The 25,075-nt window shown below is 44.0% G+C and carries 25 protein-coding genes and 1 pseudogene; 14 read left to right on the top strand and 12 right to left on the bottom strand.

The genetic code is table 11. The features are described from left to right. Positions 1–29: 29 nt before the first annotated feature. From H9L11_RS19440 to H9L11_RS19425, 4 genes are all read left to right on the top strand, one after another. On the top strand, positions 30–431 hold the full coding sequence (locus H9L11_RS19440) for a GFA family protein (RefSeq protein ID WP_025768472.1): 402 nt from the start codon (positions 30–32) through the stop codon (positions 429–431). Between the two features lie 153 nt (positions 432–584). Further along, positions 585–1,256, top strand: a complete 672-nt coding sequence (locus H9L11_RS19435; RefSeq protein ID WP_005375484.1) for a YoaK family protein — start codon at positions 585–587, stop codon at positions 1,254–1,256. Between the two features lie 455 nt (positions 1,257–1,711). Then, entirely contained in the window at positions 1,712–3,076 is a 1,365-nt protein-coding gene (locus tag H9L11_RS19430) for a YjiH family protein (RefSeq protein WP_017635848.1), read from the top strand. Between the two features lie 436 nt (positions 3,077–3,512). Next, positions 3,513–5,384, top strand: coding sequence for a methyl-accepting chemotaxis protein (locus H9L11_RS19425; protein WP_025768473.1), 1,872 nt, complete (start codon positions 3,513–3,515; stop codon positions 5,382–5,384). 144 nt (positions 5,385–5,528) lie between these two features. Here H9L11_RS19425 and H9L11_RS19420 read toward each other — a convergent pair whose 3' ends face one another. The 3 genes from H9L11_RS19420 to H9L11_RS19410 all read right to left on the bottom strand — a co-directional run bounded on the left by H9L11_RS19420 (position 5,529) and on the right by H9L11_RS19410 (position 8,295). Then, on the bottom strand, positions 5,529–5,870 hold the full coding sequence (locus tag H9L11_RS19420; protein WP_080276968.1) for a hypothetical protein: 342 nt from the start codon (positions 5,868–5,870) through the stop codon (positions 5,529–5,531). A 232-nt stretch (positions 5,871–6,102) separates the two neighbouring features. Next, positions 6,103–7,260, bottom strand: coding sequence for an aromatic amino acid transport family protein (locus tag H9L11_RS19415; RefSeq protein WP_005375474.1), 1,158 nt, complete (start codon positions 7,258–7,260; stop codon positions 6,103–6,105). A 723-nt stretch (positions 7,261–7,983) separates the two neighbouring features. Beyond that, positions 7,984–8,295 carry a hypothetical protein gene (locus H9L11_RS19410; protein ID WP_005375472.1) on the bottom strand — a complete coding sequence of 104 codons (312 nt, stop codon included), beginning with the start codon at positions 8,293–8,295 and terminating at the stop codon, positions 7,984–7,986. 141 nt (positions 8,296–8,436) lie between these two features. Here H9L11_RS19410 and H9L11_RS19405 point away from each other — a divergent pair, with 141 nt between their 5' ends. Next, complete coding sequence (locus tag H9L11_RS19405; RefSeq protein ID WP_005375470.1) at positions 8,437–8,769, top strand: helix-turn-helix transcriptional regulator; 333 nt, start codon at positions 8,437–8,439, stop codon at positions 8,767–8,769. Between the two features lie 109 nt (positions 8,770–8,878). Here H9L11_RS19405 and H9L11_RS19400 read toward each other — a convergent pair whose 3' ends face one another. The 3 genes from H9L11_RS19400 to H9L11_RS19390 all read right to left on the bottom strand — a co-directional run bounded on the left by H9L11_RS19400 (position 8,879) and on the right by H9L11_RS19390 (position 10,791). Then, on the bottom strand, positions 8,879–9,259 hold the full coding sequence (locus H9L11_RS19400; protein WP_005375467.1) for a hypothetical protein: 381 nt from the start codon (positions 9,257–9,259) through the stop codon (positions 8,879–8,881). Positions 9,260–9,426: 167 nt separating this feature from the next. After that, positions 9,427–9,813: a heme-binding protein gene (locus H9L11_RS19395; RefSeq protein WP_186585185.1), complete on the bottom strand. Its 387-nt coding sequence runs from the start codon at positions 9,811–9,813 to the stop codon at positions 9,427–9,429. 9 nt (positions 9,814–9,822) lie between these two features. Continuing rightward, positions 9,823–10,791, bottom strand: coding sequence for an aldo/keto reductase (locus tag H9L11_RS19390; RefSeq protein ID WP_205391414.1), 969 nt, complete (start codon positions 10,789–10,791; stop codon positions 9,823–9,825). A gap of 141 nt (positions 10,792–10,932) precedes the next feature. Between H9L11_RS19390 and H9L11_RS19385 the strand changes: the two genes are divergently transcribed. Then, entirely contained in the window at positions 10,933–11,808 is an 876-nt protein-coding gene (locus H9L11_RS19385) for a LysR family transcriptional regulator (RefSeq protein ID WP_205391413.1), read from the top strand. A gap of 9 nt (positions 11,809–11,817) precedes the next feature. Here the strand turns inward: H9L11_RS19385 and H9L11_RS19380 are convergent, their stop codons facing one another. Then, on the bottom strand, positions 11,818–13,575 hold the full coding sequence (locus H9L11_RS19380) for an SgrR family transcriptional regulator (RefSeq protein ID WP_205391412.1): 1,758 nt from the start codon (positions 13,573–13,575) through the stop codon (positions 11,818–11,820). 564 nt (positions 13,576–14,139) lie between these two features. Here H9L11_RS19380 and H9L11_RS19375 point away from each other — a divergent pair. Further along, complete coding sequence (locus H9L11_RS19375; RefSeq protein ID WP_205391411.1) at positions 14,140–14,679, top strand: redoxin domain-containing protein; 540 nt, start codon at positions 14,140–14,142, stop codon at positions 14,677–14,679. A gap of 512 nt (positions 14,680–15,191) precedes the next feature. Beyond that, a complete protein-coding gene (locus H9L11_RS19370; protein ID WP_025768479.1) occupies positions 15,192–15,875 on the top strand; it encodes a hypothetical protein in 684 nt (227 codons plus the stop codon). Between the two features lie 195 nt (positions 15,876–16,070). On the opposite strand, the gene H9L11_RS19365 is transcribed toward H9L11_RS19370, so the two are convergent. Beyond that, positions 16,071–16,436 carry a helix-turn-helix domain-containing protein gene (locus H9L11_RS19365; RefSeq protein ID WP_005375456.1) on the bottom strand — a complete coding sequence of 122 codons (366 nt, stop codon included), beginning with the start codon at positions 16,434–16,436 and terminating at the stop codon, positions 16,071–16,073. A gap of 167 nt (positions 16,437–16,603) precedes the next feature. Continuing rightward, positions 16,604–17,188 (bottom strand): NAD(P)H-dependent oxidoreductase, encoded by a 585-nt coding sequence (locus tag H9L11_RS19360; protein WP_158173166.1) that lies wholly within the window; start codon positions 17,186–17,188, stop codon positions 16,604–16,606. A 270-nt stretch (positions 17,189–17,458) separates the two neighbouring features. Between H9L11_RS19360 and H9L11_RS19355 the strand changes: the two genes are divergently transcribed. Next, on the top strand, positions 17,459–17,800 hold the full coding sequence (locus H9L11_RS19355; protein WP_005375451.1) for a winged helix-turn-helix domain-containing protein: 342 nt from the start codon (positions 17,459–17,461) through the stop codon (positions 17,798–17,800). Positions 17,801–17,885: 85 nt separating this feature from the next. Further along, complete coding sequence (gene arsB / locus H9L11_RS19350) at positions 17,886–18,941, top strand: ACR3 family arsenite efflux transporter (RefSeq protein ID WP_053303785.1); 1,056 nt, start codon at positions 17,886–17,888, stop codon at positions 18,939–18,941. 36 nt (positions 18,942–18,977) lie between these two features. Here the strand turns inward: arsB and H9L11_RS19345 are convergent, their stop codons facing one another. Further along, entirely contained in the window at positions 18,978–19,757 is a 780-nt protein-coding gene (locus H9L11_RS19345; protein WP_205391410.1) for an AraC family transcriptional regulator, read from the bottom strand. 19 nt (positions 19,758–19,776) lie between these two features. Then, complete coding sequence (locus H9L11_RS19340) at positions 19,777–20,310, bottom strand: YbhB/YbcL family Raf kinase inhibitor-like protein (protein ID WP_053303787.1); 534 nt, start codon at positions 20,308–20,310, stop codon at positions 19,777–19,779. Between the two features lie 187 nt (positions 20,311–20,497). On the opposite strand from H9L11_RS19340, the pseudogene H9L11_RS19335 reads away from it, so the two are divergent. From H9L11_RS19335 to H9L11_RS19320, 4 genes and pseudogenes are all read left to right on the top strand, one after another. Continuing rightward, positions 20,498–21,289 (top strand): annotated as a pseudogene (locus tag H9L11_RS19335) (PhzF family phenazine biosynthesis protein). A gap of 210 nt (positions 21,290–21,499) precedes the next feature. Then, positions 21,500–22,447 (top strand): HlyD family efflux transporter periplasmic adaptor subunit, encoded by a 948-nt coding sequence (locus H9L11_RS19330; protein ID WP_065275631.1) that lies wholly within the window; start codon positions 21,500–21,502, stop codon positions 22,445–22,447. A 4-nt stretch (positions 22,448–22,451) separates the two neighbouring features. Further along, positions 22,452–23,378: an ABC transporter ATP-binding protein gene (locus H9L11_RS19325; protein WP_203345636.1), complete on the top strand. Its 927-nt coding sequence runs from the start codon at positions 22,452–22,454 to the stop codon at positions 23,376–23,378. After that, positions 23,378–24,475, top strand: a complete 1,098-nt coding sequence (locus H9L11_RS19320) for an ABC transporter permease (RefSeq protein ID WP_017635233.1) — start codon at positions 23,378–23,380, stop codon at positions 24,473–24,475. The genes H9L11_RS19325 and H9L11_RS19320 overlap by 1 nt, the downstream gene beginning before the upstream one ends. Before the next feature lie 109 nt (positions 24,476–24,584). Here H9L11_RS19320 and H9L11_RS19315 read toward each other — a convergent pair whose 3' ends face one another. Then, on the bottom strand, positions 24,585–24,956 hold the full coding sequence (locus H9L11_RS19315; protein WP_005375433.1) for a hypothetical protein: 372 nt from the start codon (positions 24,954–24,956) through the stop codon (positions 24,585–24,587). Positions 24,957–25,075: the final 119 nt, after the last annotated feature.

The raw sequence follows: 25,075 nt of genomic DNA, 5'->3' as shown, positions 1-25,075 counted from the left end.
CGGTGTGTTGGGACAAATAGGTAATCACGATGACAAAAACCATTCATACATGCGAGTGCGCCTGCGGTTTAGTTGAGATCCGTTGTAAGGGAGAGCCCACCCACACGTCTGTCTGCCATTGCTTCGAATGCCAAAAACGAACTGGCAGTGTTTTTGGGGTACAAGCTCGCTTTGAAAAAGAGCATGTCACTTTAAACGGTGAAGTCACTAGCTATACCCGAATTGGCGATGATGGCAGTGAGGTTCAGTATGACTTTTGTCCATCCTGCGGCACGACAATGAGGTTGTTCGTTGCTGCATACCCAGAAATCATGATCATTCCCGTCGGTCTATTTACCGATAAAGAGTTCCACCAACCTACCGTTTCAGTCTATGAACAAATGAAACACGGGTGGGTGAGTTTCGAATGCACAACGGAACACATCTGCTAGCGAGCAATCCGCGTTCACGTATTTACTTTGGCTCGGACAACCGCCCTATAAGTGAGATTTTTTTGAGAATGATCAATCGAGTTTTACTGTAAAGGGTTTCGTAACTCGGTGTGAGCGCTATAATCGGCTCCTAATATTTGGTGGGGGTTTATTGTGATTTCCAGACTTCCTCGTTGGGTGGAATATGGCGCGTTTCTACTAGCTCTTCTCGCGGGCTGCGTCAACGCCGTTGGTCTTCTCGGCTTTCAACACCAAGCGATAACTCATCTTTCGGGAACCGTAACTCAGCTAGGGAACAGCTTGCTAACAGGTGTGGATAGCTCCATTCACCTGCTCTTCATCGTATTTAGCTTTTTGATTGGCGCTGCCTTTAGCGGCTTTTTTATTGAAAGCAGTGCGTTAAAACTAGGGCGAAGATATGGTGTTGCACTGTGCATAGAAGGGAGCTTGCTCTTACTCAGCTTGGGCTTTTTGGTGCAAGGGGATTTGTACGGCCAATATCTAGCATCAGCAGCATGTGGATTACAAAACGCAATGATCACCACGTTTAGCGGCGCAGTAGTCAGAACCACACATATGACCGGAATCATCACCGATCTAGGGATTATGATTGGAGAGAGCTTGAGAGGTCGTCAATTTGACCGACGTAAAGCAAAATTATTCCTATTCATTTTCTTTGGCTTTTTGTTTGGCGGCGTCGCGGGAGCGGCTCTATTTACGGTATATGGTTTATATACGCTGGTTTTCCCAGCAATATTGGCTTTTTCTACAGCTCTGATTTACTGGAGTTACCTATACATACTTAGCCGTCAACAAAAAGCATAAAATTTCGATCCGATTGAAGCGACATGCTTCAATCGGATTTGGCTCAATAGGTTCACACTGCAACGGTACAAGAAACGCTGAACGGTATTTTGACACCACTAACAACCTTAAAATAGATAAGGCTAACTGAATTTCTGGCCAAGAAGTTAGTTAGATCAAAATCACATTTATTTACCATTTTATTATTCCAGTCACAATGCGCCCCATAATTCACTGCGCAATTCACCTCTCGTGCTACAATTTTCTAACACAAGCAACATATTCGCATACACTTAGACGTTATTTGACCAATTACCCGACAAATCGGCTGAATAACTAGATGTATTTAATGAATAGTATTGCAATGGATGCAGTTTGCGGGTACCCTCCGCAAAACTGTGATTAAATACGGATGTTTAGTGAATATTTATGTCATGGAAATGGCAAGTATTGACTAGTAGTAACACGAGACAACTATGCATAACACCACTAATGCTACTGAAGCTCCTAAGGGCAACTTTTGGATGTTTTTCATCCCTTCCCTAATTGGTCTTCTACTCTTTATGGCTCCGATCTCTTACGATGGCGGCCTAACCATTCCCGTTGCCGTGATGGCAAAAGTCATCCCAGCGGTGTTAGGCGATACCTTGATTGCTATCGTCACCAGTATCATCGCTTTCATGGCCGTTGCTTCTGTTCTTTGCAAAATTTTTAAGCCAGCTGCAATTTTACGTAATGGTTTTTTAAACGGTCTCTTCAACCCATCTCCACTTTGGCTCGTTGTTCGTTTAATCGGCGGCGCTGCCGTGTTAATGACGTTCTTCCAAGTGGGTCCAAAAGCAATTTGGGAAGAGAACACTGGCGGGCTTGTTCTTACTGGTCTTCTACCTACTCTGTTTGCCGTTTTCATTTTCGCGGGTTTACTGCTTCCGCTTCTTTTGAACTTCGGTCTTCTGGAGCTATTTGGTGCGTTACTCAGTAAAATAATGCGTCCGGTATTCAACCTACCTGGCCGCAGTGCAATTGACTGTATGGCATCTTGGTTAGGCGACGGAAGTGTTGGTATCTTGCTAACCAGCAAGCAATACGAAAATAAGTTCTACACTCAGCGTGAAGCGGCTGTTGTCGGGACCACTTTCTCAGCAGTATCGATCACGTTTAGCTTAGTTGTTATCGCTCAGGTAAAACTAGAGCACTTATTTTTGCCTTTCTACGGCGCTATCTGTCTAGCTGGTATCGTAGCTGCGATTATCATTCCTCGCCTGCCTCCGCTTAGTCTGAAGAAAGATCGCTACATTGACGGCAGCAACCCAGATAAAGACGCAGATGCAGTGCCAGAAGGCCACACCACATTCTCTTGGGGTATGGATCTAGCTCTTAAGCGTGCTGGTCAAGTCACATCGGTTCAGTCTGTATTTAAAGAAGGCGTACACAACGCAGTCGACATGGTATTTGGCGTATTACCTGTAGTGATGGGTCTTGGTACCGTTGCATTGGTGATTGCAGAATACACGCCTGTATTTGCAATTCTGGGTCAACCGTTTATCCCATACCTAGAGCTACTGCAAGTCCCTGAAGCTGTTGCAGCATCACAGACAATCGTTGTTGGCTTTGCGGATATGTTTATTCCAGCAATTTTAGCGGCCTCAATCGATAACGAAATGACACGTTTTGTTATTGCAGCAATGTCAGTAACTCAGCTTATCTACATGTCGGAAGTAGGTGCCCTACTGTTAGGCAGCAAAATTCCAGTAAACATTGTAGAGCTCTTCGTAATCTTCATTTTACGTACGTTAATCACATTACCTGTGATTGCTGGCGTTGCTCATCTTATTTTCTAAAATCGAGACGTCAATTAACAAAGGCTCCGCATCGTCGGGGCCTTTTTTATACCTAAAACTCCGTCCACATTAGGCTTTTAGTAAAAAGCTCATAATTTACAAAGACAAAACTTCAACAAAACACCTTTCAGCACCAACAAAATTTTCATCACCTCACCTGTAAAGCCAGTTAATGCCACTGTTTGTTAAGCAATTCTTTTCATTATGACGATTTCATTAATTGAGCTCGCAAACATGATCACACTCACAAGTTTTAACGTAAATTGTCGGTTTGTTTAAATTTAGTTAAAAAAGACGACAAATGAGTTCATGTTTTTGACAAAGATGTCGATAAAAATATAACCAAACACAATAGGTTTCTCTTTATGCCCAATTCGCTCGGTTTAAAAGAGGCGAAAGCAAAGTGGAACCAACCGGGAGAATCAGAGGAAAGCTCATGAAATTCAGACATAAGGTTGTCACAGCCTCTTCATTTTTGCTGCTAATTACCGTGTCGTTATTGTCGACACAACAAGTTATGACCATCCGCTCCCAAACTCAGGAGCAAATCGACTCAAGTGTAAACGAGATATTGACCAGTGTTGGTAACACTGTGCAATCAGAAATGAATGCAAAGAAGGATCTCGCTCGCTCCATTACTGAAGTGATTGAGCTTGATCCCAGTTCACATAGCTATGTTCAAAACATACTTGAAAGACCGACGCCAAAAAGCAGCTTCCTTGCCATCGGTTTTGGTTATGAAAGTAATGGCTTTGTGATTGAAAATGACGACGGCTGGGATGCGGGTCCAGACTACGACCCACGTCAGCGTCCTTGGTTTATTGCAGCTAAGAGCAAAGGCGATTTGGTCGTAACCGATCCGTACGTCGATGCGTCCTCGAAAAACGTTATCATCTCTGTTGGTACGCCAGTAAAAGAAAATGGCCAGTTTTTAGCCGGTATGTTTTATGACCTCGAATTAACTACCCTTTCTGATCTGGTCAACCAAGTGAATCTGTTTGATGCTGGTTACTTATTTCTGATCACCGCTGATGGCACAACCATTGCTCACCCTCAAAGTAAGTATAACGGCGAGAAGGTCGGTAGCTACCTCCCGCAAATCGAACTTACGCAATCAGCACAACATGTTGAGATTGATGGCAACCGCTACATGGTTAACCTGACTCACATTCCTGGCGAGAACTGGTACGTAGGTTCGGTTATCGATGAAGCTGTTGCCTATTCTGCCGTAGGAGAGCTTCGTAACAACGCTATTATTTATTCAATCATTGCCGTGATTGCATCTATTATCGCCCTAACTCTGTTGATTCGCACTCTCATGCGTCCTTTGGACACGCTAAACAATGCGATTAAAGATGTAGCATCAGGGAAAGGCGACCTTACACAACGCCTCGAAACAGATACTGACCAAGAGTTTTCTGAGCTTGCCACAAACTTCAATACGTTCATGGAGAACTTACAACAGCAAATCATTGAGTCGAAACGTATTTCTGATCAAATTTTAAACGGAACTCAAATCACCGCTGAGGGCGCAAAAGACTCGGCAGGCGCAATTCACACTCAGCTGCAAGAGCTAGAACAACTTGCTACCGCGATGCATGAGATGTCTGTCACCGCGACAGAGGTTGCTAATAATGCGCAAGGTGCGGCAAGTGCAGCCAAAGAAGCCGACCAAGCAACGGTTGAGGGGTCTTCTATCGTTGGTGAATCGACACAAACGATAAACATGCTTTCCGATAGCATTGACCTTGCAGTCGAAGAAGTACAAGTGTTGGAATCTGCTACCGCCAATATCGAAACAATTCTAAAAGTCATCAACGATATTGCGGACCAAACGAACTTACTCGCGTTGAATGCCGCAATCGAGGCTGCACGTGCGGGAGAATCTGGCCGAGGCTTCGCCGTTGTTGCAGATGAAGTACGTACACTGGCACAACGAACTCAAGAGTCGACAACAGAGATTCGTACTATGATTGAGCAACTACAATCTGGCGCTTCATCTGTGGCAAATGCCATGCATCAAAGCAAAGGTAGTGCTATAGAGGCCGTTGAAAAAGCGGGTTTAGCAAATAGTGCGTTACAACGCATTCGTGATGCGATTCAGCGTATTTCCGATATGAACTTGCAAATTGCCTCAGCAGCGGAAGAGCAAAGCCTCGTCGCTGAAGAGATCAACAACAATACGGTGAATATTAAAGACCTATCGACTCAAGTCGCCGAATCGGCAAATCGAACCAACGACGCGATGCAGGCGCAACAAGAAGATGTACATAAACAAGATCAAATCTTAAATAGATTTACTGTCTAACACTCATTTAAGCAAAAACAGCGAGCACCGACTCGCTGTTTTTGTTTTTAACCCTCTACCCTAGTATTGGTCGATGTTACATGTGCCATGTTGTTGCTATTAAGCTCAACATTACAAGAACACCGACTATATGTCCTTTCAAGTTTAATTGAACTCGACATGGATATAGCGATCATTAGAACGGCGATAATAACGGTCGTCCACTTTTAGATAAGTGAAATCTCCAATCTTTATGTAGGTACTATTCCGAGGAATTCGGTCATGGTAATAGTAACTGCGCCTTGGTCGTCTGGTCTCCACATAAATAACGTCACGATGTTTGTGTTTATGCTTGTGCTTGCGCTTGTGTTTATGATGGTGGTGATGAGCATGATGGTGATCGTACCGATGTCCATGCTTATGCTTCGGGTCAGCCACCGCTTCTGTACTCAACACACCTAAAGACAACATAACGCCAACCATGGCAAAAGATAATTGCTTTGACACAACAGAGCCTCTTATTCATATCAACATCGATATAATAGAAGGGTGAATCACTGTACATGTCAGCCTTTCGCTAAGGAGTTTTACTAAAAAGTCAGCGCTAACCGTGATTATCAGAGAAACGTCAAACATCACAAATGCTGATGACTTCGAGTGGCCTGGGTTCGGCTATGAATACAAAAAAGCCGCCCGTTTGACTACGAGCGGCTCAGTTTTTAAATAAGCTAGCGTGATTTTATACTGCTTGGGCAAACAGCAAGAAACAGCCGAATAGGAAGATCATGCTCATTCCCATTGCGCCGCCACCAGCTTCATAAATATTGTCATCTTCTACCGGCACTCGGCGCACTTTCATGGTCATTGATAATGGGACAAAGACCGCGAGAAACACAAGAATAATCCCCGCGTAGCTGAGAATAGCTAGGAAGTGTTCTGGGGCAAATACAGCACCTAATAGTGGTAGTACAAAAGTAGTAACAAAAATCACTGGCTTACTTGCTTTCAGTAGGTCTGCATTTTGATCGTATAGCGCCATTGCAACACCTAAGAACGACGTTAGTAGTGCCAAACCAGTAAACATGGATAGGATGAACTCTAAGCCCTCGTATTGCTGACCTAGTACCGATATCAACTCTGTTACGTTGGAGTATTGAACAAGCTCATGAGGTGGTAGGTTGCCGACAACCGCTAACAACCATAATAGGTAACAAACAAGCGGAATAGTTGAGCCCACGATAATCATATTACGCAGCTGTGTTTTACTCGCTTCTTTGTTGTAAGTTACAAGCGATGGGATAACGACCATAAAACCGAAACTGGTGAAAAGCACCGAACTGGTTTTGATAAGTGCCATTTTATCGTCGCTCACAACCTCATCAAGTCCTTCAAACGAGACGCTTGGTGCAAGCGCAAAAAGTGTCAGGATCAGCGCTACGATCATGCCTAGGAACAAACCGCGATTCAGCTTATCTACTACCCCTGTACCTGCCGAAACAATGATACCAACTAAAAGAGTAAAACCGACTTGGCTTGAGATCGTAGATGTTGGAAGCCCAATTGAGGCTGTTACTTTTTGTACCAGATCACCCGCACCAATGATGTAAGCCATTAATAGACAAACTAACAGGGCGTAAAGCAAGCTGTTGGTTACCAACTGGCCTCCTTTACCAAGCGTTTCGCGAGCAATTGCATTCATGCTCACACCACCACCTACTTTGCAACTGGCTTCAAGAAGGAGCAGCGCAGCATAAGTCGTTCCAGCCCAGATGAACAACATAAGAAGAGTGCCCCAAAGGAGGCCAAATTGAGCAAGCACCATTGGTATAGCAAGCATACCAGCGCCAAGAGCAGTACCTGCAACGATCAGGGAGCTGCCGACAAGTTTTAGGTTCACGGTTAATACCTCTAAATTCAATCCGTTAATTTCTCGCCAGTTGTGCTTTATCTAAAGCACACAACAAAACGCTCCGACTTAGTCAAAATTTGGTTACAAGAGCACTATGTTACAAGAGCCCTGTATGGCTAAGAAGACACGCAACAAAAGGTGGTTAATCATTTGCACATGAACACTTGAGAGTCATTTTTGGCGATGTCATCGCTGATGAAATGTGCGCAACTTTGGGTTCGAAGCAAAATTGTTCATCTTAATTCATCAACCCCATTCGTTATGAATGGATTTGGTTCGAAAAGATTGTAAGGCATAAGCAGGACGATTGAAAAGCAAAAGGTCAATCTTATAGCGATATATTTTAACAACTCTTATCTTTTACCTAAGATGTGTTGTTTTTTTCGTCACTAATTAGTCTTTTATCGCTTAAAAAGAAGGCAGAACGTGCTCAATGGCTCAATTTGGCTGGGTGTACAGATTAATTTACAGTTTAAGTGAAGGTGTTAGATTCCAAGGACGTAGCCTAGATCGGACAATATCGCTATTATTCGCTGCGTACCGACACTGTTCGGTTCACATACCTCTAAACACTGATTTACGGTTCGAAAATATAGGTAAATGAGTGTCCGAATGCTGGGTGTGGTTCCCCAGCATTTGCATCCTTTCTTTTAGATGTCATCAATTGATCGAAATTGCGTAAATCTTGTATCGCCCGACTTTACGACTGTGTTAATACGCTTTATCTAGCGCGCCAATGATATAAGTTAACACTGGAATACCCATATCGGCGACCTGCTTCTCAGTCTCACTCATATTTTCATGCGCCATCCGCAGCTCTACTTCACTTATCGATTCTTTGTGAAGGTAAAGCTCTTTGTAGTTCATCAATCGCTGTTGTGACTGTTGAATCAGTGTCACAACATTCTCTTTAGTCTCACGATGTTGCTGATCAATTTCACTAAATAAATGATCTAAAATGCGTTGCATTTTGCGAATAGAAGCTTTCGTTTCTATTGATTTGTATGATTGATACTTTTCCATTGAGTTAATAACTGACTAAAATATTTACGTTTTTATAAGACAGTTATTTTTATACTGATTGCAAAGCAGGTAAATATGTGGTGGTTAAACTGGTCCACTTCTTGCTCCGTTTAGGTCAAAACTGTCCTTTCAGGAGAGCACATGCAGGTAGACCCTATAATTCAAGCACTGATCGCAAGACGAAAATCGAATGGCCTCTCCCGTGAGCAAATGGCAAACATCGCTGGAATGAGCGTAAAAACATATCAAAGGATCGAGCGCGGAGAGTCCGATCTTAAACTCTCACAATATCGTGCCATATTGCGTTCGCTTCATTTGACTGACCTAGATATTGCCTTAGATGTACGTGATGTTCAGCATGTCACAGCAAATGACTTAACAGCCGTGGCGCGATTGCTCTCACCGGAAGCTCAGTCCCTGCTCGTTCGCCTGTTATCGTTAATCCTTGAACAAAAGAACAAGAAAGGTGATTAACGACATTGCTCATACCCAAACGATGAATGCCCTGTTGAGCGTTGAAACATGAACCGTTTAGACAAAAAAAACTCGTCAAATGACGAGTTTTATTCTTTATATCAGTCCGTTACTCTAGGCTTTTCAATTCCGATGTATCAACGCCTTTTATTGCATCTTTCGCCACTTTATCAGGATCAAAGACATCACGTTCTTCATACGAATTATCAATCATGCCTTGTCCTATCGCGGTCGCCTGCTTTTGTAACTTGTTACCCTCTACCTCACCAGCATCCCAGCCTTGTCGATAATCTGAGTCGGTTTGATACCTTGTTTCGTCCTTAATATAGTGTTCAAAATCATTCCCTGCCTCTTGCATACCACTATGCCGACCGTCATGAAAGCCTTGGATATAAGCTTCATCATAACCGCTCTCTTTTAACGCGCTGTCACTCGTACCACAGCCTGAGAGGAGAACAAAAAATAGCGAAACGAATACCTTATGAAACATATTTAGGCCTCAAAGCTTTCAAATAAATTAATCATAGTTCGCGATTTCAACTTCTGCTTACTTCAGGCTATTAGATAGCATTGTGACTCGACGAAGCCTGTGAACTTGAGTCCCTACAGTGAGTACAAAGCTGGACAAAGCATCACACCTACTGATAAACATTATACTCAACGCGCGTTTAATACTTCCATCGCAAGTGCTTCATCATCTTGCTCAGCCAAACCACTGATACCAATTGCACCGACGACTTTCCCCTCTTGTTCTACAGGTACACCACCCATAAAGCCTGTGATCTTCGGGTCAGTCCAATAACTCAACTGCTTACCCGTCTCACGAGCCCAAGCACCCAGATTGCCGCTAGGCTGACAGTCTCTAGCCGAGGTGTAAGCTTTGTTATGTGCCAACAAACCTGCTTGCACACTCACATCATCCATTCGGGCAAAACCGAGCAATTCTCCATGTGTATCAACCACGGCAACCGCAATGTTCTGCTTGCGAGCAGTCGCAATTTCCAATGCCGTTTGAATCAGAGTTTGAACTTGTACGTATTTCATTTTTCTCTCCTACGGGATCTCATGACCAAGGGTTTTCTCGAACAAGCCATACCAATGGCTACGTGATAGCGTGACGCTCTCTACTTGAGCACAAGCGCGAATACGCTGTGGGTTTGCAGTACCAATAACAGGCTGAATTTGGTTTGGGTGACGCGTTAGGAAGGCTAAAACAATCGCCTCAGACGACACGCCATATTCAGCTGCTAGCGCCATTACCATCTCCGCCGTCTGTCTGGTGTTGTGATCATCAGAATGTAAACCACGCTCTGAGAATCTTCCTTGCGCCATACTGCCCCACGCTTGCAGTTGGATATTATGCTTACGGGCATGTTCCAGTGTTCCCGCAACGTAGTCAGATTCCGACGAAGGAAGCCCCATGCCTTGCTTAATAAAGTCAGACTTAGCCAGACTCATTTCCAACTGGTTCGCCACAACAACTTCGCCCGTTGCTTGTTGAAGAAGGTCAATTTGAGCACTGTTCATGTTAGAAACACCGAAGTGGTTAACTTTGCCAGCTTGTTTCAGGGCTTTTAGCGTTGTGCCCAGTTCTTCAAATTCAACCAAAGGATCAGGACGATGCAGCATCAAAACATCAAGATTTTCCACGCCAAGGCGTTCAAGAATGCCCTCAACAGAAGCCGTCACCCATTTGGCAGAGAAGTCATACTGCTTAACACCTTGCTCATCTCCTAGACGGATGCCGCACTTTGATTGCAGATACATTCGTTCTCGTAAGGTTGAGTCATTGGCTAAGATGCGCCCAAACACTTCTTCAGCCTTACCGAATTTGTAGATATCCGCATGATCAAAGAGATTGATGCCAACCTCTAATGCTGCCTCTACAGCGGCATAAGCTTGGTTTTCATCTTGGGCGGTTAATGGGTTGCGATTCCACTCCCCTCCAAGTCCCATACAGCCGAAGACCAAGCGGCTAACGTTAGGTAAGGTTTTGGCGAGCGGTAGTGTTGGATTGTTCATCGTTATTCTCACTTTTCCGATTTCTGCATCTTCAATTTCTTAAATTAACTCGAACCATCTTACCGTTCGTAAAAATTAGTTTAATACCGTAAAATCGAATTCATTATCCTCGTTACCGAACAATTAAAGCGAGCAATAAAGATGGCAGATTATAAGAGAATCGAAAAACTGATGCTGTTTGCTGAAGTGGCTCAAACGCTCAACTTTTCTAGAGCAGCAGAGCAACTTGGTATCTCTAAAAGTTACCTGTCGGAACAAATCAAGCGATTGGAATCGGAACTCGCAACGCCTTTGATTGTTCGAACCACACGCAGCGTGAGATTGACGGCAGAAGGTGAATCGATCTTTGCACAAGCGGAAGATCTCAAACGCCGCGTAATGGAAATGGAAAAGAGTTTAAGTCAGCGATCTGAACAAATAGACGGTCTGATTCGTCTTACCGCTCCCAAGATGTTTGCTGAAGCGGTGCTGCATGATTTGTGTGTGGCGTTTCGCGCTTTACATCCAAACGTAGAGTTCGAGATTCTTTCTAGCTATCAAGCGTTTAATCTGACAGAAACCAGCGTTGATTTTGCGTTTCGAGCGACAAGAACGCCGCCAGAGAATATGATTGCTCATCACCTTTTGGACTACCACCACTGGCTGGTTGCCTCTCCTCAGTATCTGCAAGAAGAAGGTACGCCGGAGACATTAGATGATTTACAAGAGCATCAATGCTTAACCACATTGCATCAAAAAGAGTGGCCGTTAAAAACGGGAACAGTTCAAACCCAAGGTTGGCTTTCAAGCAATGAAAACCGCTTACTCAAAGAATCAGCCCTGTCTGGCAATGGCATTGCTCGGTTAGCAAGTTACTTTGTCGAACAAGACGTTGAGCACGGCCGTCTAGTGCAGGTTCTATCGGAAGAAACTGACCACCAGCACAACGCGGTTTACTTGGTGTACCCACAACTTATCTATCAATCAGCGAAAACCAGAGCCTTCATTGAATTCGTGAAGCAGCACTTTGCTATGTAACTAAGGCAGTTAATCCGCAGACCACACCGAGCGAATATCTGGCCAACCCCAGTTAGTAAGAGCGACGTCTTCTAAAACACCTTGGAAACGCAAAGTTTGTGTATGGTGGAACATGGGTGCAATCCAGTATTCGCTGATCAACGTCGATGCAATTGGCTCCAATGCATTAAGGTAGTCCTCAAGTGGAACGAAAGATCTGACTCTCTGTAGTTGTTCATCTAACCATTGTGCGTTCTTCTCTCCCAAAGTGTGGAATAGCACAGCGTTGCTGAAGAAGTTCGTGAACGCTGAGGCATGACGATTATCATCTAGGTTTATGTTCGTCACGACCATCGTCTCATTTAGCTCACCATTCTTAGCTTTCTCGTTCAGCTCACGATAGGAATACATAACAATTTCTACTTTACTGCCAACACTCACCAAACGATTAGAAATAGCCCGCGCACAGCGACGCAACGCGGTATAGTTATATCCGGCTATCGTAATGTGTTTAGGTAACTTAAGCGGCTCACTGAACGGACGGAGCACTGGCTTCCAACCTGGTAGCAGGTTATAAGCGGGTATACTCCCAAATACAATATTCTCGCGGCGCATCACTTCGGCCAAGTGCTCAGGTTGAATTAGCTCACTAATATAACGGCGCTGCGCTAAAGAGAGTTTGTGCTTAGCGTGCTGATTAAATAAGGCGAATAAGCAACCATCTTCTATTCGACTACGCTTGCTCGCCGATGAGTTTTCTCGGTTTTGCGTCGACATATAGTGTCCACACAAATCCTCCTCGGGCGAAGTATCCCTTTGCAACGTATTTGCTGCCAATGACGGGTTCTCCATTTGCTCGTCATTAACAATCCAGATAGTCACCAAATCCGTTAGAACTCTACATGCATAATAACCATTAAATGCTTGCAGTTTTAAACGACTTTCATTGTGCTCGACAACAGAGAATGGGCCACTTCCGACCACCAGCTTGTTATTCGCTACGTTAACTTGGCTTACTGGTTGAATGCCGTATTTCACTCCAGAAATAAGTCCAGCAAAGCCCAAGTCAGCTCGATTAAGCTTAAAAACAACTTTCAATGGCGTTGGCGCAGTAATGTTAGCAACATGTGCCAACTCTTTTTCGTAGTACTGTAGTGAACTCAACTTTGCAAACAAGCTAACCACTGTTTCTGCATCAATGGAATTACCATTATGAAAAGTCAGACCTGGACGAAGGTAGAAAGTCCATTCGTAGGTGTCTTCGTCATAACGCCAGTGATGTGCGAGTTCTGGTTGCACTTTCCCATTGTGATCACTCGAAACTAAGCAACAATAGATTTGCCTTAATAAGAAACGTTCGCTGCTACGCTGAAGTTGATGTGGAACGACGCGCTCAAACATTCGCTTATAGGTTAATTGAATATTGAGCTGTCCTTCTTGCACAGAAGCACCAGACGTTGTTTTTAACAAACGGCCAAATGCCATTTCGTCTTCATCTAATATCGCCAGTGCTTTTTCATACTTGCCTAACTTGATACGTTCAAGAGCCAAGCTCTCTTTTAAAACGTCTAACTCCATATTCAGAATAAGAGTCGATCGTTGGTTCCGCCCAGCTTTCGGGTGCCAGCTCAACCACGCCTTCTGCTGCATCTGCGTTAGCAGGCTACGAGCATGCCGAGAAGAAGTGAACATGATGTCGGCAATGTCCTGTAACGTGGTTTTTGTTTCATCACCAACGCTAAACGAGAGTAATCGTTGGTAATAGCGAAACAAATTGAGATCAGACACTGAATCAACCTTAGATCTGTGAAGTTTGTGGATAGGAATAGTTTACTTAAGTTGGCGGTAATAAAATAAGAAAACTTCCTAATTATCTGTTCCCCTTTTCCACAATTAACCTCCAAATTCGGCTTTAAAGCCCCATATATTTACGTTATTAGGAAAAAAGCCAACAAAAGCACTCTCTTTTTTATATCCCCTTTTATACACATAATTTACTCGTCAGCTAAAGGAGGAAAAAATGAAGAAGCCAATGATGGCGTACTTTTTTCAGCAACGCCTAGCTCAATCGAGTAATAAAATAGAAGTGATGACTCTGGTTTATCTTAACGATATGTTCCAGTGGTCATAGCCTAACCTCAAGCAGAACTTAGCTCCTGATACTACACCCCCACTTCGTTGTATCTTAAGTTCTGCTTTTTCATCTTTTGCACTCTACTACCTTATTGCAGGTTACTAAAAGTTAACTAGTTGAAACACCGCAAAACAGAGTCTACATTGAAGTCTCATCCCCCAATCGCTTTGTTGAGAAAGGGGCATTCATGGATATACACCACCAATTCGGGAGTCAATATGGCAACTTCAGTGAAACTTAAAGCGGGCGACAGCTTCCCTCATCTTCAAGCCACTTTGCTAGATGGTTCAAGCGTAACGTTGGGTCAGCCGCAAGGTGATGCGACTTGGCGAGCAGTATTCGTTTATCGTGGTAAACACTGCCCTCTTTGTACTAAGTACCTCAACGAGCTTGAGAGTTACAAACAGGCTTTCGCTGATGCTGGCGTCGATATTCTTGCCGTTTCTGGCGACTCAAAAGCACAGCTAGAGGGGCATCTAGAGAAACTCGAAATCAGCTTCCCTATCGCTTACGGCCTGACCGAAGAACAAATGAAAACGCTAGGCTTGTATGTATCTATTCCTCGATCTGAACAGGAAACCGATCATAATTTCGCAGAACCAGGTCTGTTTGTGGTGAATGAACACGGCGACTTACACGTGGTGGATATTTCAAACAACCCGTTTGTTCGCCCTGAGCTTGGCGCGCTATCACGCGGATTGGCATGGATTCGCGATCCAAACAATAACTACCCTATCCGTGGCACATTGGATTACTAATATCTTCTACACCCAAGTAAACTTTCTATCCTTAAATAAGCTAGGATTCTTGCCTTAGTGAGAATAACTTGGAATGCATATCAGATCCGTGAGATCTGATATGTATCAACAAGTTGGAAATAGAGTCCTTGTTCATTATACAACGCCTTGATGAAAAACAAGATCAGTGAAGCCCAGGCTCCCCTCAAACAACGTTAGTTATTTACTTCTAAGTCACTTTCACGATAAATACATGAAATTAAGACTAAAAACTTAGACTTAACGGATATATAAATCATAACGGTACCTACACAAGTAGTTGGCTAGCGATTATTATCCTATTGCAACTCACAATTGTGCAAATCTAATAATTCATACCATAAATGAAAACATAGATACCGTAAGAGACAAAATAAAAGCAAACGATTAAACTACCAATAAAACACCGTTCAATTAAAATAAAAAACATTTCACTTTATAAAAATGTAATTAATCGTTATTTGCAATCACACATCTTAATTGAGAAATACAGTATGAATAAAATCTCTTTGCTTTATATGGCCGTTTGTATCGGATTAGTTGGATGCGGTTCAGGAGGAAGCGACAACGATCCAGCAAAAGATATACATCCCACCATTTCAAATCCGGAACAAGTCAACGCAATGACGGTGGACAAAGGTCATTTCTATTGTTCTGTAAACCAACAAAAACTGGAACACGGAGGGACATCTGCAAGCATGTCCTACCTGATTGAAAAGAAAAGAAATTCTACGGTTGTCGACGATTATGAATGTACCGAATACGGTTTAAAGAAAGGTGAGTCAATTATCGTCACTAAAAGTGCAATTGAAAACTTTTCATACTCAAAACATTATAAAAGCACGAAGAAGAATGACATTAATGGGTTTAAAATCATCTACCCTACAGGGCTTACGACTCCGATTAATAAAGATTATGAAAAAATTACGATCACGTATAATACGGAGAGACCTGACGTTAACATTAAGATAATTCAATATTTTGACGAAAAGTCTAAATTATATACCATCAAAAAATATGAAAACCACGTTAACGACAAATCACCAATAGGTTTAGTTGAGAAAGAGGAATTCGATAAATATTCCGATTTTGAAAAGAAACTGGAATTAAATAGTGCTTTTTTAAATTCAACTGAAGTGAGTGATTTATTCTACAACTTATTAAGTATGATAAAATAATAACTAAAAATCAAAAACTTAAAAAGTACGATTATGCTCAAGTAGCCTCGATATGCCTGACTCGAAAGAGTACGTTGTTTTACGAAACAAATTACGATTTAAATGAAGCACATCTAAGTTACTTGGGTATAAACGGCGATGTATTGTTAATCAGCTTTCAAAAGAGAGTAACGTTTGCGATTAACTACTTTGGTCTTAACGAAGCTCAATTTGATGCTTTTCAGACCAAATTCGCAAATCATCAAGAATCTTAAGTGCGGTACGGCCGAACTCTGTTAGTTCATAGCTTACGGCAATTGGGCGGTCGCTGATCACTTTGCGCACCACCATACCTTCCGCTTCTAGCTCTTTAAGGCGTTGGTCGATCATCTTTTTACTTGCACCGCCTAGCATGCGTGCTAAGTCATTGAAACGAACTGGGCCGTCTTTCAAATGATAAATCAGAGAACCTTTCCATTTACCACCAATTAGACGCATCCCTTTCTCGATAGCACATGGCTCCGCACATACGTTCGCCACTGACTTACGACCTTTGCTATCTACACTGATTCTGCTTTCCACAATACACCTCAAGATACGCACCTAATCTAGGTAACGAAAAGTAAGCTAGATACATTTAGTGCTTTAGAGTAATAAAAACGTCACCTCGCCGCAAACAAATAAAAATGGACCGCATGCAGCAGTCCATCTCAATTCATCATTCAGTTCGCACTATCTTTCTAAAAGGATTAGAAGTTTTCGTTAATGTGAGCTTCGAAACGAACAAAATCGTTTTCGATATCTGCGTTCTTCATCACGTCGTAACAAGCAAATGTAGGCAGTGCTGACATACCAAAGAAGCGGAAGTTAGCGTGCATGTGGAGCATCAAATCGTCCACGCCTTTACCTTGGAATAGGTATTCGCTCTCATCATCAAACGATTCTTCTGGCGCGTTGAATGTCAGTGACAGCATGTATTTGCTGTTGGTTTGAGTGCCGCCTGTACCATAGTTTTTCTTTGGTTCTTCTGCGCTACGGCCATCGAATGCACATAGTGCGCCGCCCATACCCGCAGTAAACACGTCGTCCATGTATTTTTTGAATGACCAAGGCACAGACATCCAGTTGATTGGGCTTTGGATGATCACGCGATCAGCCCACTCAAAGTGTGCGAGTTGCTCATCTACGTTGATCTCATCTTGCATTGTCACAACGCGAACCTCATGGCCTTTTGCTTGCAGAAGCGTCTGTGCTTTGTCGACAAGAGAAGCATTTAGACGACCTTCTGAATATGGTGATGGTTCGTGTGCATTGATGATCAGTACGTTGCTCATGGGATTACCTTTAAATAAGTTCACAAGATGACGCAGTAACCATTGTGCGTCGGATGTGGTTTATTATGGTAACCTAGAAATATAGTGCAATTAGTTAACTTTTAGTAACCTACTTAGTTTTTAATTATATCACTGTTTTTAAAAGATATATTTTTTCAACTTTTTATCCATCGTTATTTCACGATTAATTTTTTCATCGTTTTGTTGCATCTTCCACAGAGCAGGCGTACACTTTATCGCAATTCGACGATTAACTATTAAGGCCAGCGAATGAGTGATAAGTGCAAGGACACGTGCGAAGTCGTTTTTCAGACAACGCAACAACAGCTCGAGAAAGAACAAACTCTAGCAGCGCAAGCAAAAGCTTTGTCGCATCCAGCACGTTTGCGCATTCTGCATATCCTGCACACGCTCGATACCATGGGCGGTTGTTTGAACAGTGATTTGGTTTCTGAACTGGGTCTTGCGCAATCTACTGTTTCCGAGCACTTGCGTATTCTAAAGCAAGCAGGCTTTATCAGCGCCGAGCCAAACCCACCTAAGGTGTGTTACCGCATTCAACGCGACGCGTTTGATCAGTTCAATCTAGGATTTTCCAAGTTATTTGATTAATGCCCTTTGCACGCTGTTCAGGCGTGCAGAGATAAACTATACCTTTAACTATCGCCTTTCGACGATAAACGAATAAGAGAACACTATGACTACTCAAGTTTTAAATAGTGCCAGCGACAAAATGAGCTTCTTGGACCGTTACCTAACGGTGTGGATTTTTGTGGCAATGGCAATCGGTGTAGGTATTGGCGCAGTATTCCCTCAAGTTGCTGAGTGGAACGAGTCAATGTCAGTTGGTAGCACAAACGTACCGCTAGCGATTGGTTTGATTTTGATGATGTACCCGCCACTCGCAAAGGTGAACTACAACTTGCTAGGCACAGTGACGAAAGATAAAAAAGCGATCACGCTGTCTTTGGTCATGAACTGGATTGTCGGCCCTATTTTGATGTTCATCCTTGCATTGACTTTCCTAGGTGATCATCCGGGTTACATGGTTGGTATCATTCTGATTGGTCTTGCTCGTTGTATTGCCATGGTATTGGTATGGAACGATATCGGTGGCGGTAACAAAGAATACGGTGCAGCCCTAGTTGCACTAAACAGCGCTTTCCAAATCGTGACTTACAGTGTGATGGCATGGTTATTCATCACTGTGTTGCCACCAGTCTTTGGTTACGAAGGTTTCGTGGTTGATATCTCGATGATGGACATCGCGGAAAGCGTTCTGATTTACCTTGGTATCCCATTCCTAGCGGGCTTTCTAAGCCGTAAATGGCTGGTCGCTGCGAAAGGTGAGCAATGGTACAACGACGTGTTCATCCCACGCATTTCACCAATTACCCTTATCGCCCTACTTGCGACCATCGTACTGATGTTCAGCTTAAAAGGTGAGATGATTCTTGAACTGCCAATGGATGTATTCCGTGTAGCAATTCCACTGGCTATTTACTTTGTGTTGATGTTCTTTGTCAGCTTCTTCGTTGGTAAGAAAATGGGCATTGACTACGACAAAAACGCGTCGATTGCTTTCACGGCAACAGGCAACAACTTTGAATTGGCTATTGCGGTTTCTATCGCGGTGTTTGGACTAAACTCAGACCAAGCTTTTGCTGGTGTCATTGGCCCGCTGATCGAAGTGCCTGTGTTGATTGCTTTGGTGAATGTAGCATTGCGAATGAAAGCCAAATATTATGGCTAACCTAAAAAGCACAAAAAATACAAAAGCGGTAAAACATTAACTCACTACCGTTTTAATATACTCGCTGGGCGTTAGGCCGAACTTACTTTTAAAGCGTTGGCTAAAACGCCCCTCTGACTGATAACCACACAACTGTGCGAGCATAGCAACGTTATACGAGCCATTTTGCATCAAGTAAAGTGCGTGATTTAAGCGCACTTCCGCCAATACTTCACGATACTGGGTACCTTCTTGTTTCAGTTTGCGTATCAATGTTGCTCGGCTCATAGCAAAGTGCCCCGCGACCATGTCTAATGGATGCTCCTCCCCTGGAGAGCGCGATAAGTAACGACTAAGTTTCTGACTAAAAGAGATATGTGAACTCGAGAATAACCGATGCAATAACCCTCTCTCAGCTAGCTGCTGATATAGGCCCATAATCCAATAGCGTTGTGTCGCTTCACTTAAGCTTTCCCGCTCAAACGAAAACAAAGCATTTAACGTCGCTTGCAATGCTTTATCTGTCTCAACAACGGGTACATAGTTTCCTAATGCGTTGCTCATGCTTAGCTCCAACATTTCATCGCTAGGCACACAGTAAAAACTGAACATTCGAGAAAGAAATCGCCCTTGTAGAGGAAGATTTTCAAAATTTAGGGATGCATTTGCTTCACAAAGCATGATATTTGGATGATGGATGTCGAGTACTTCATCTTTCCAGAAAAGATGTTTACTCCCCTTAACAATCTGAATAAGGCTTGGGGAGTGAATCCTGACATTACGAAGCTTCTGCTGCTGCTCCGCACGAAACAGCTTAACCTGATATTGGTGACCCATTCTCTCCCCTTATATTCAATTATCGCGTGTAAGTCGTGGTTAATGTCGCTTTACCCAAAGCAACACTATTCAAAGTAAACCCTACAATGGCTGGTGGCGTGTTTTCATCCAATTTCAGTTCTTCAGTTGGCAATGCCCACACCGTAAACTGGTAACGATGCATCCCATCATTCTTTGGAGGACACGCGCCGCCGAACCCCGTTGTGCCGTAGTCAATACGAGATTCTTTGCCGCCTAACTTGTTCATATCAATGCCTCGAGGCAGTTCGCTAACGGTGGATGGAATATTAAACGCTATCCAATGCCAAAAACCACTGCCTGTTGGCGCGTCGGGGTCATACACGGTGATCGCAAAACTTTTTGTGCCCTTTGGAGCTTCTTTCCACATCAATTGTGGTGATTGATTCCCGCCATCACATCCCCAACCAGAGTATTCAAATGTCTTCGCCATCGGGTGGCCTTCTTGAATATCTCTACTCACGAGTTCAAATGCATGGGCAGAACCGACCGCAAAAACACTCAATGCCAAAACTGATTTGTAGATCGCTTTCATGTTTTTCTTCCTTTCAATGAATTCAACACTAGTGTAAGTACCCAGCAGTCCGAATTCTTGTCAGTAAGTATCAAAAAACACAAAATAATCTATAATTTTGACACTTTAAGATTCTAACACAAATTTCTTACTCTCTTAATTGCACTTGGTTTATGCTAATTAATCGCTCACGGAACAAGGAAGGAAAATGGAATTGGATATCAACGTGGTGGACGCCTTCACCGATACGCAATTCAAAGGCAACTCAGCAGCGGTGATACCGTTAGAGGAATAGCTAGCCCCAGAATTGATGCAAAATATCGCGACAGAAAACAACTTGTCGGAAACGGCTTTTCTAAAATCCATTGGCGCAAACCGATATGAGATTCGTTGGTTCTCTCCTATAACTGAAATCGACTTTTGTGGACACGCCACACTGGCCTCTTCGTTAGTGCTGTTTGATGAGCTTGGCATTAATGGCACGATTGAATTTCATACTCTGGAAGTAGGAACCCTCACCGTGGAGAAGAATGCGCAAGGTAAGATCGAGATGACGTTTCCTGCTCGTCCTCCAAAAGCCGTTTCTGAGATTCCCCTAGCATTAATTGAAGGCTTAAGTTGCGATGTGGAACGCGTACTGCTTAGCCCTCAAGCGTATTTCGTGGTGGTCGACAGCCAACAGGAGGTACTTGAGGTTCAATACCGTTCAGAGCACCTCAAGACACTCGCTCCTTACGATGTGGTCGTTACCGCAAAAGGCGATCAACAAGACTTTGTATCTCGTTACTTTTGGCCTGCAAATGGTGGTGACGAAGACCCAGTAACCGGCTCGATTCACGCTGGATTAGCACCATTCTGGGCAGAAGAATTAGGCAAAACATCACTGGTTGCTTATCAAGCTTCTCAGCGCGGAGGAATTTTGCATTGTGAAGTTACTGGCGAACAAGTAAGAGTATCTGGCGACGGCGTGCTCTACATGAAAGGCAAGATTTTTGTTTAAATGATATTCATGTAATCAACTTAAAAGAGCCAAGTAAAGCACGGCTTCAGCAGGATAAAGCCAGTTTCAATAATTAATCAATTGATGAATATTGAAGGAATTAACTTCCTAGCCGGACAAAACTGACTCACGTTACACTGAATGCAGTCCCATACTCTTCTATAGCTTGATACGAGTTCGAGCTCACCTTCTTAGAGGAAGCGTCGCATGATGAAGCGAATCATTCTTGGCACCCTAGCCCTGACTCTTGTAACTGCCTGTTCCAAAGATGACGGACAGCAAGCCCTTGGCACATTAGAACGTGACCGCGTAACCTTCACTGCCACCTCTAGCGAGATAATTCGTGCCCTACCCATTAAGGAAGGCAGCCAAGTCACCGAAGGAGAAGTGCTGGTTCAGCTCGATACAAAGAACCAAGAAGCCGTTTTAGCTCACGCCGTAGCTGAACAAGCCAAGGCTGACGCTTATCTTTTAAAATTGACCAATGGTGAGCGACCAGAAGACATTGCAGCAGCGCAAGCACGCGTTGCCAGAGCGGAAGCTCAATTGGTTGAAGCGCAAAAGAACTACCAACGTAAAGCGGAGTTAGTTCGCAAGAAACTCATCAGTCAATCAGAAAAAGACACCGCTTTAGCAGCCAGAGATTCTGCCCGTGCAGAGCTAGACTCCTCACAAGAAGAGTTCAGCAAACTGACCGCTGGCTCTCGTCCTGAAGATATTGAACAAGCGAAAGCCGCACTCATGGCTGCAAAAGCCGATGTAGCACTGCAAGAACAAAAGCTGGCAGAACTCACCATCACGGCCACGCGAGATGGCTTGTTAGATAACCTACCGTTTAACCTTGGTGAACGCGTTCCTGTGAATGGCATTGTTGCCGTAATTCAAGCGAGCCGCGTCCCATACGCCCGTGTTTATGTTCCTGCCAATTATCGAGTCAACTTTGTGCCGGGTAAAACGGTTAACGTGCATGTAGATGGCGTTGAGCAACCATATAGCGGCACCGTTCGTTGGGTAGCGACTGAGCCTTCATTCACGCCTTATTTCGCGCTCACCGAGGAAGAACGCTCGCGTTTGATGTACCTAGCAGAAGTCGACCTACAAGACTCCGCACAATCCTTGCCTTCGGGTATTCCAGCGCAAGTGGATTTGGTGGAGTAAGCCAATGACCGAATACGTGATTCAAGCTGAAAATGTGGTGAAGAAGTTTGGTGACTTCACCGCCATCAACAACATCACGCTTAATGTGCCCAAAGGCAGTATTTATGGTTTTCTTGGTCCTAACGGCTGTGGCAAATCGACAACTATTCGTGTGTTAACTGGCTTACTTAGCCCAAGCGAAGGCAATGTCGATGTACTCGGGCTAGAGATCCCAAAACAATCTGAGCTTCTGCGCCTCAAGATTGGCTACATGACGCAAAAGTTCTCGCTTTATGATGATCTGACGGTTCAAGAGAATCTTGAGTTTATTGGACAAATCTTTGGTATGGAAACCAAGGCCCTAAAAGCTCGCATCGAAGAACAACTATCCACCTACGGTCTCGACCAGTTGCGTAAACAGCGCGTCGGCGGAATGAGTGGCGGCCAGAAACAACGCTTGTCTCTCGCCGCAGCGACCATGCACAAACCAGAACTGTTGTTTCTCGATGAACCCACATCTGCGGTTGACCCAGAGAACCGACGCGATTTCTGGGAGCAATTGTTTGATCTCTCTGACCAAGGCACCACGATTTTGGTCACAACGCACTACATGGACGAAGCAGAGCGCTGTCATCGTCTGGCTATTATGGAAGCCGGGGAAATCCGCGCCGATGGTGAGCCAGAAGAACTCATGGCGCAAATGGGCGTTAACATCGTCGAAGTCAAAGCGGATAACTTACGCGAGCTCAAAGAGAAAGTCATTCAGCGTGAAGAGGTACGCTCAGCCGCACAGCTCGGCATTCGCTTACGCATTTTGATCCACCAGCACATCGAACAACCGATCGAATGGTTAACCCAAACCTTTCCAGAGCTTGAGGGCTGCGAGATGAACATTGCTCGCCCGAGCTTGGAAGATGTGTTTGTCAGTGTTACGGGAGAAGGTCGCCAATGATGAAATCTATTGCCCGTATGAAAGCGGTAATGATCAAAGAGATCCGTCAGCTTTCACGTGACCGCATTACCTTTGGCATGGTCGTGATGATCCCGTTGATTCAGCTCCTGCTGTTCGGCTTTGCCATTAATACCGATATTCGCAACATTCCCGTTGGCGTCGTCGATCAAAGTGGCAGTACTGCCGGGCGCGTGATTACCGAGTCCGTCAAAGTCACACAAGTGGTCGATGTGGTCGAAACCTTCGCTACCGCATCAGAAGCCGAGCAAGCCATTCAAGACGGCTTGGTACGAGCGGCTTTGATTCTGCCTAGCGACTTAACCCAACGTATGGTGCAAGGTCGAGAACTTGGACAGTGGATTGTGGATGGTTCAGACACCATGATCAGCTCTGCGATTCTCTCGCTACAAACCATGCCGTTAACGGATTTTGATTTTGAGATACGCCCTGCCCCAACCAAAACCTTTGAAGTTGCGCTGTATTACAACCCGAGTCGGCGCTCGGCGGTGAACATTGTCCCCGGTTTATTGGGCGTGATTCTGACTATGACGATGATCTTGTTCACTAGTGCAGCCATTGTTCGTGAGCGGGAACGCGGCAATTTAGAGTTACTGATTACTACGCCAATCCACTCCATCGAACTCATGGTGGCGAAGATCATTCCCTACATCTTTGTTGGTCTGATACAGGTGTTTATCATTTTAGGCTTGGGGCACTGGATATTTGGTGTGCCGATAAACGGCGCCATTAGTCAGATATTGTTTGGCACGCTGTTGTTTATCGCCGCGAGTTTAACCTTAGGTCTGGTGATATCCACCATTGCGACGACACAGCTTCAAGCAATGCAAATGACGGTGTTTATTCTTTTGCCGTCGATTCTTCTGTCCGGATTTATGTTCCCTTATGAAGGAATGCCCGTCGCGGCACAATGGATATCAGAAGCCCTGCCTGCCACTCACTTTATGCGCATTATTCGTGGTGTGGTGTTGCGTGGTGCAGACCTAATGGAGCTATGGCGAGATACAGTTTGGTTACTTGGATTCACCGTTATCGGCCTTATTGTCGCTTCATTTCGCTTCAAAAAATCACTCGACTAATCCCACGATATTGCGTTCATTCCTTAAAAACAAAAATAGCCCCAACGAAGGGCTATTTTTTGTTTGTGTATTCATACACTGTGCTATCGAGCTCAACTCTCAGACAATATTAATAGTACTCGCCGTAGGAACAATCTCGTAAATCGGAAATATTGTAGTTTTTCAAAGAGTTTATTTTAAAGTTGAACACTACCTGTTTACAGACAACGCCTTCGCGATCCGTATACGTGATAATACCTTCACTGTACGCACGCTGACCATCAGAGGATGTCACGTCAGCAACAAGTTCCAAATGGCCCTTGTGCGCGTCTACGCGATTCATCATCTCAAACACATCGACCCACTCTTCGCGATTTGCCATTTGTATTAGCATGGACTTCGCCTGTGTTTCCAACTGCTGGGGGTATACATAATAACGGTTGTAACCAAAGTATGCGCACATAAGTAATAAAACGAGTGCAAATGAGGTTGTTCTTGTCATACAAGCTTCCTCTTGTTGTTATAAAAATCTTGCTTCGTTAATTCAGTATAGGAAGCGAGCAAAGTTTAGGTTATAGAACTTGCCCAAATAACAGAGGACAGTCAGAGACAGTCAATTCT

The sequence above is a fragment of the Vibrio sp. sp1 genome, from assembly GCF_016920955.1.
GTDB lineage: Bacteria > Pseudomonadota > Gammaproteobacteria > Enterobacterales > Vibrionaceae > Vibrio > Vibrio alginolyticus.
This window is presented reverse-complemented; position numbering and strand designations above follow the sequence as displayed.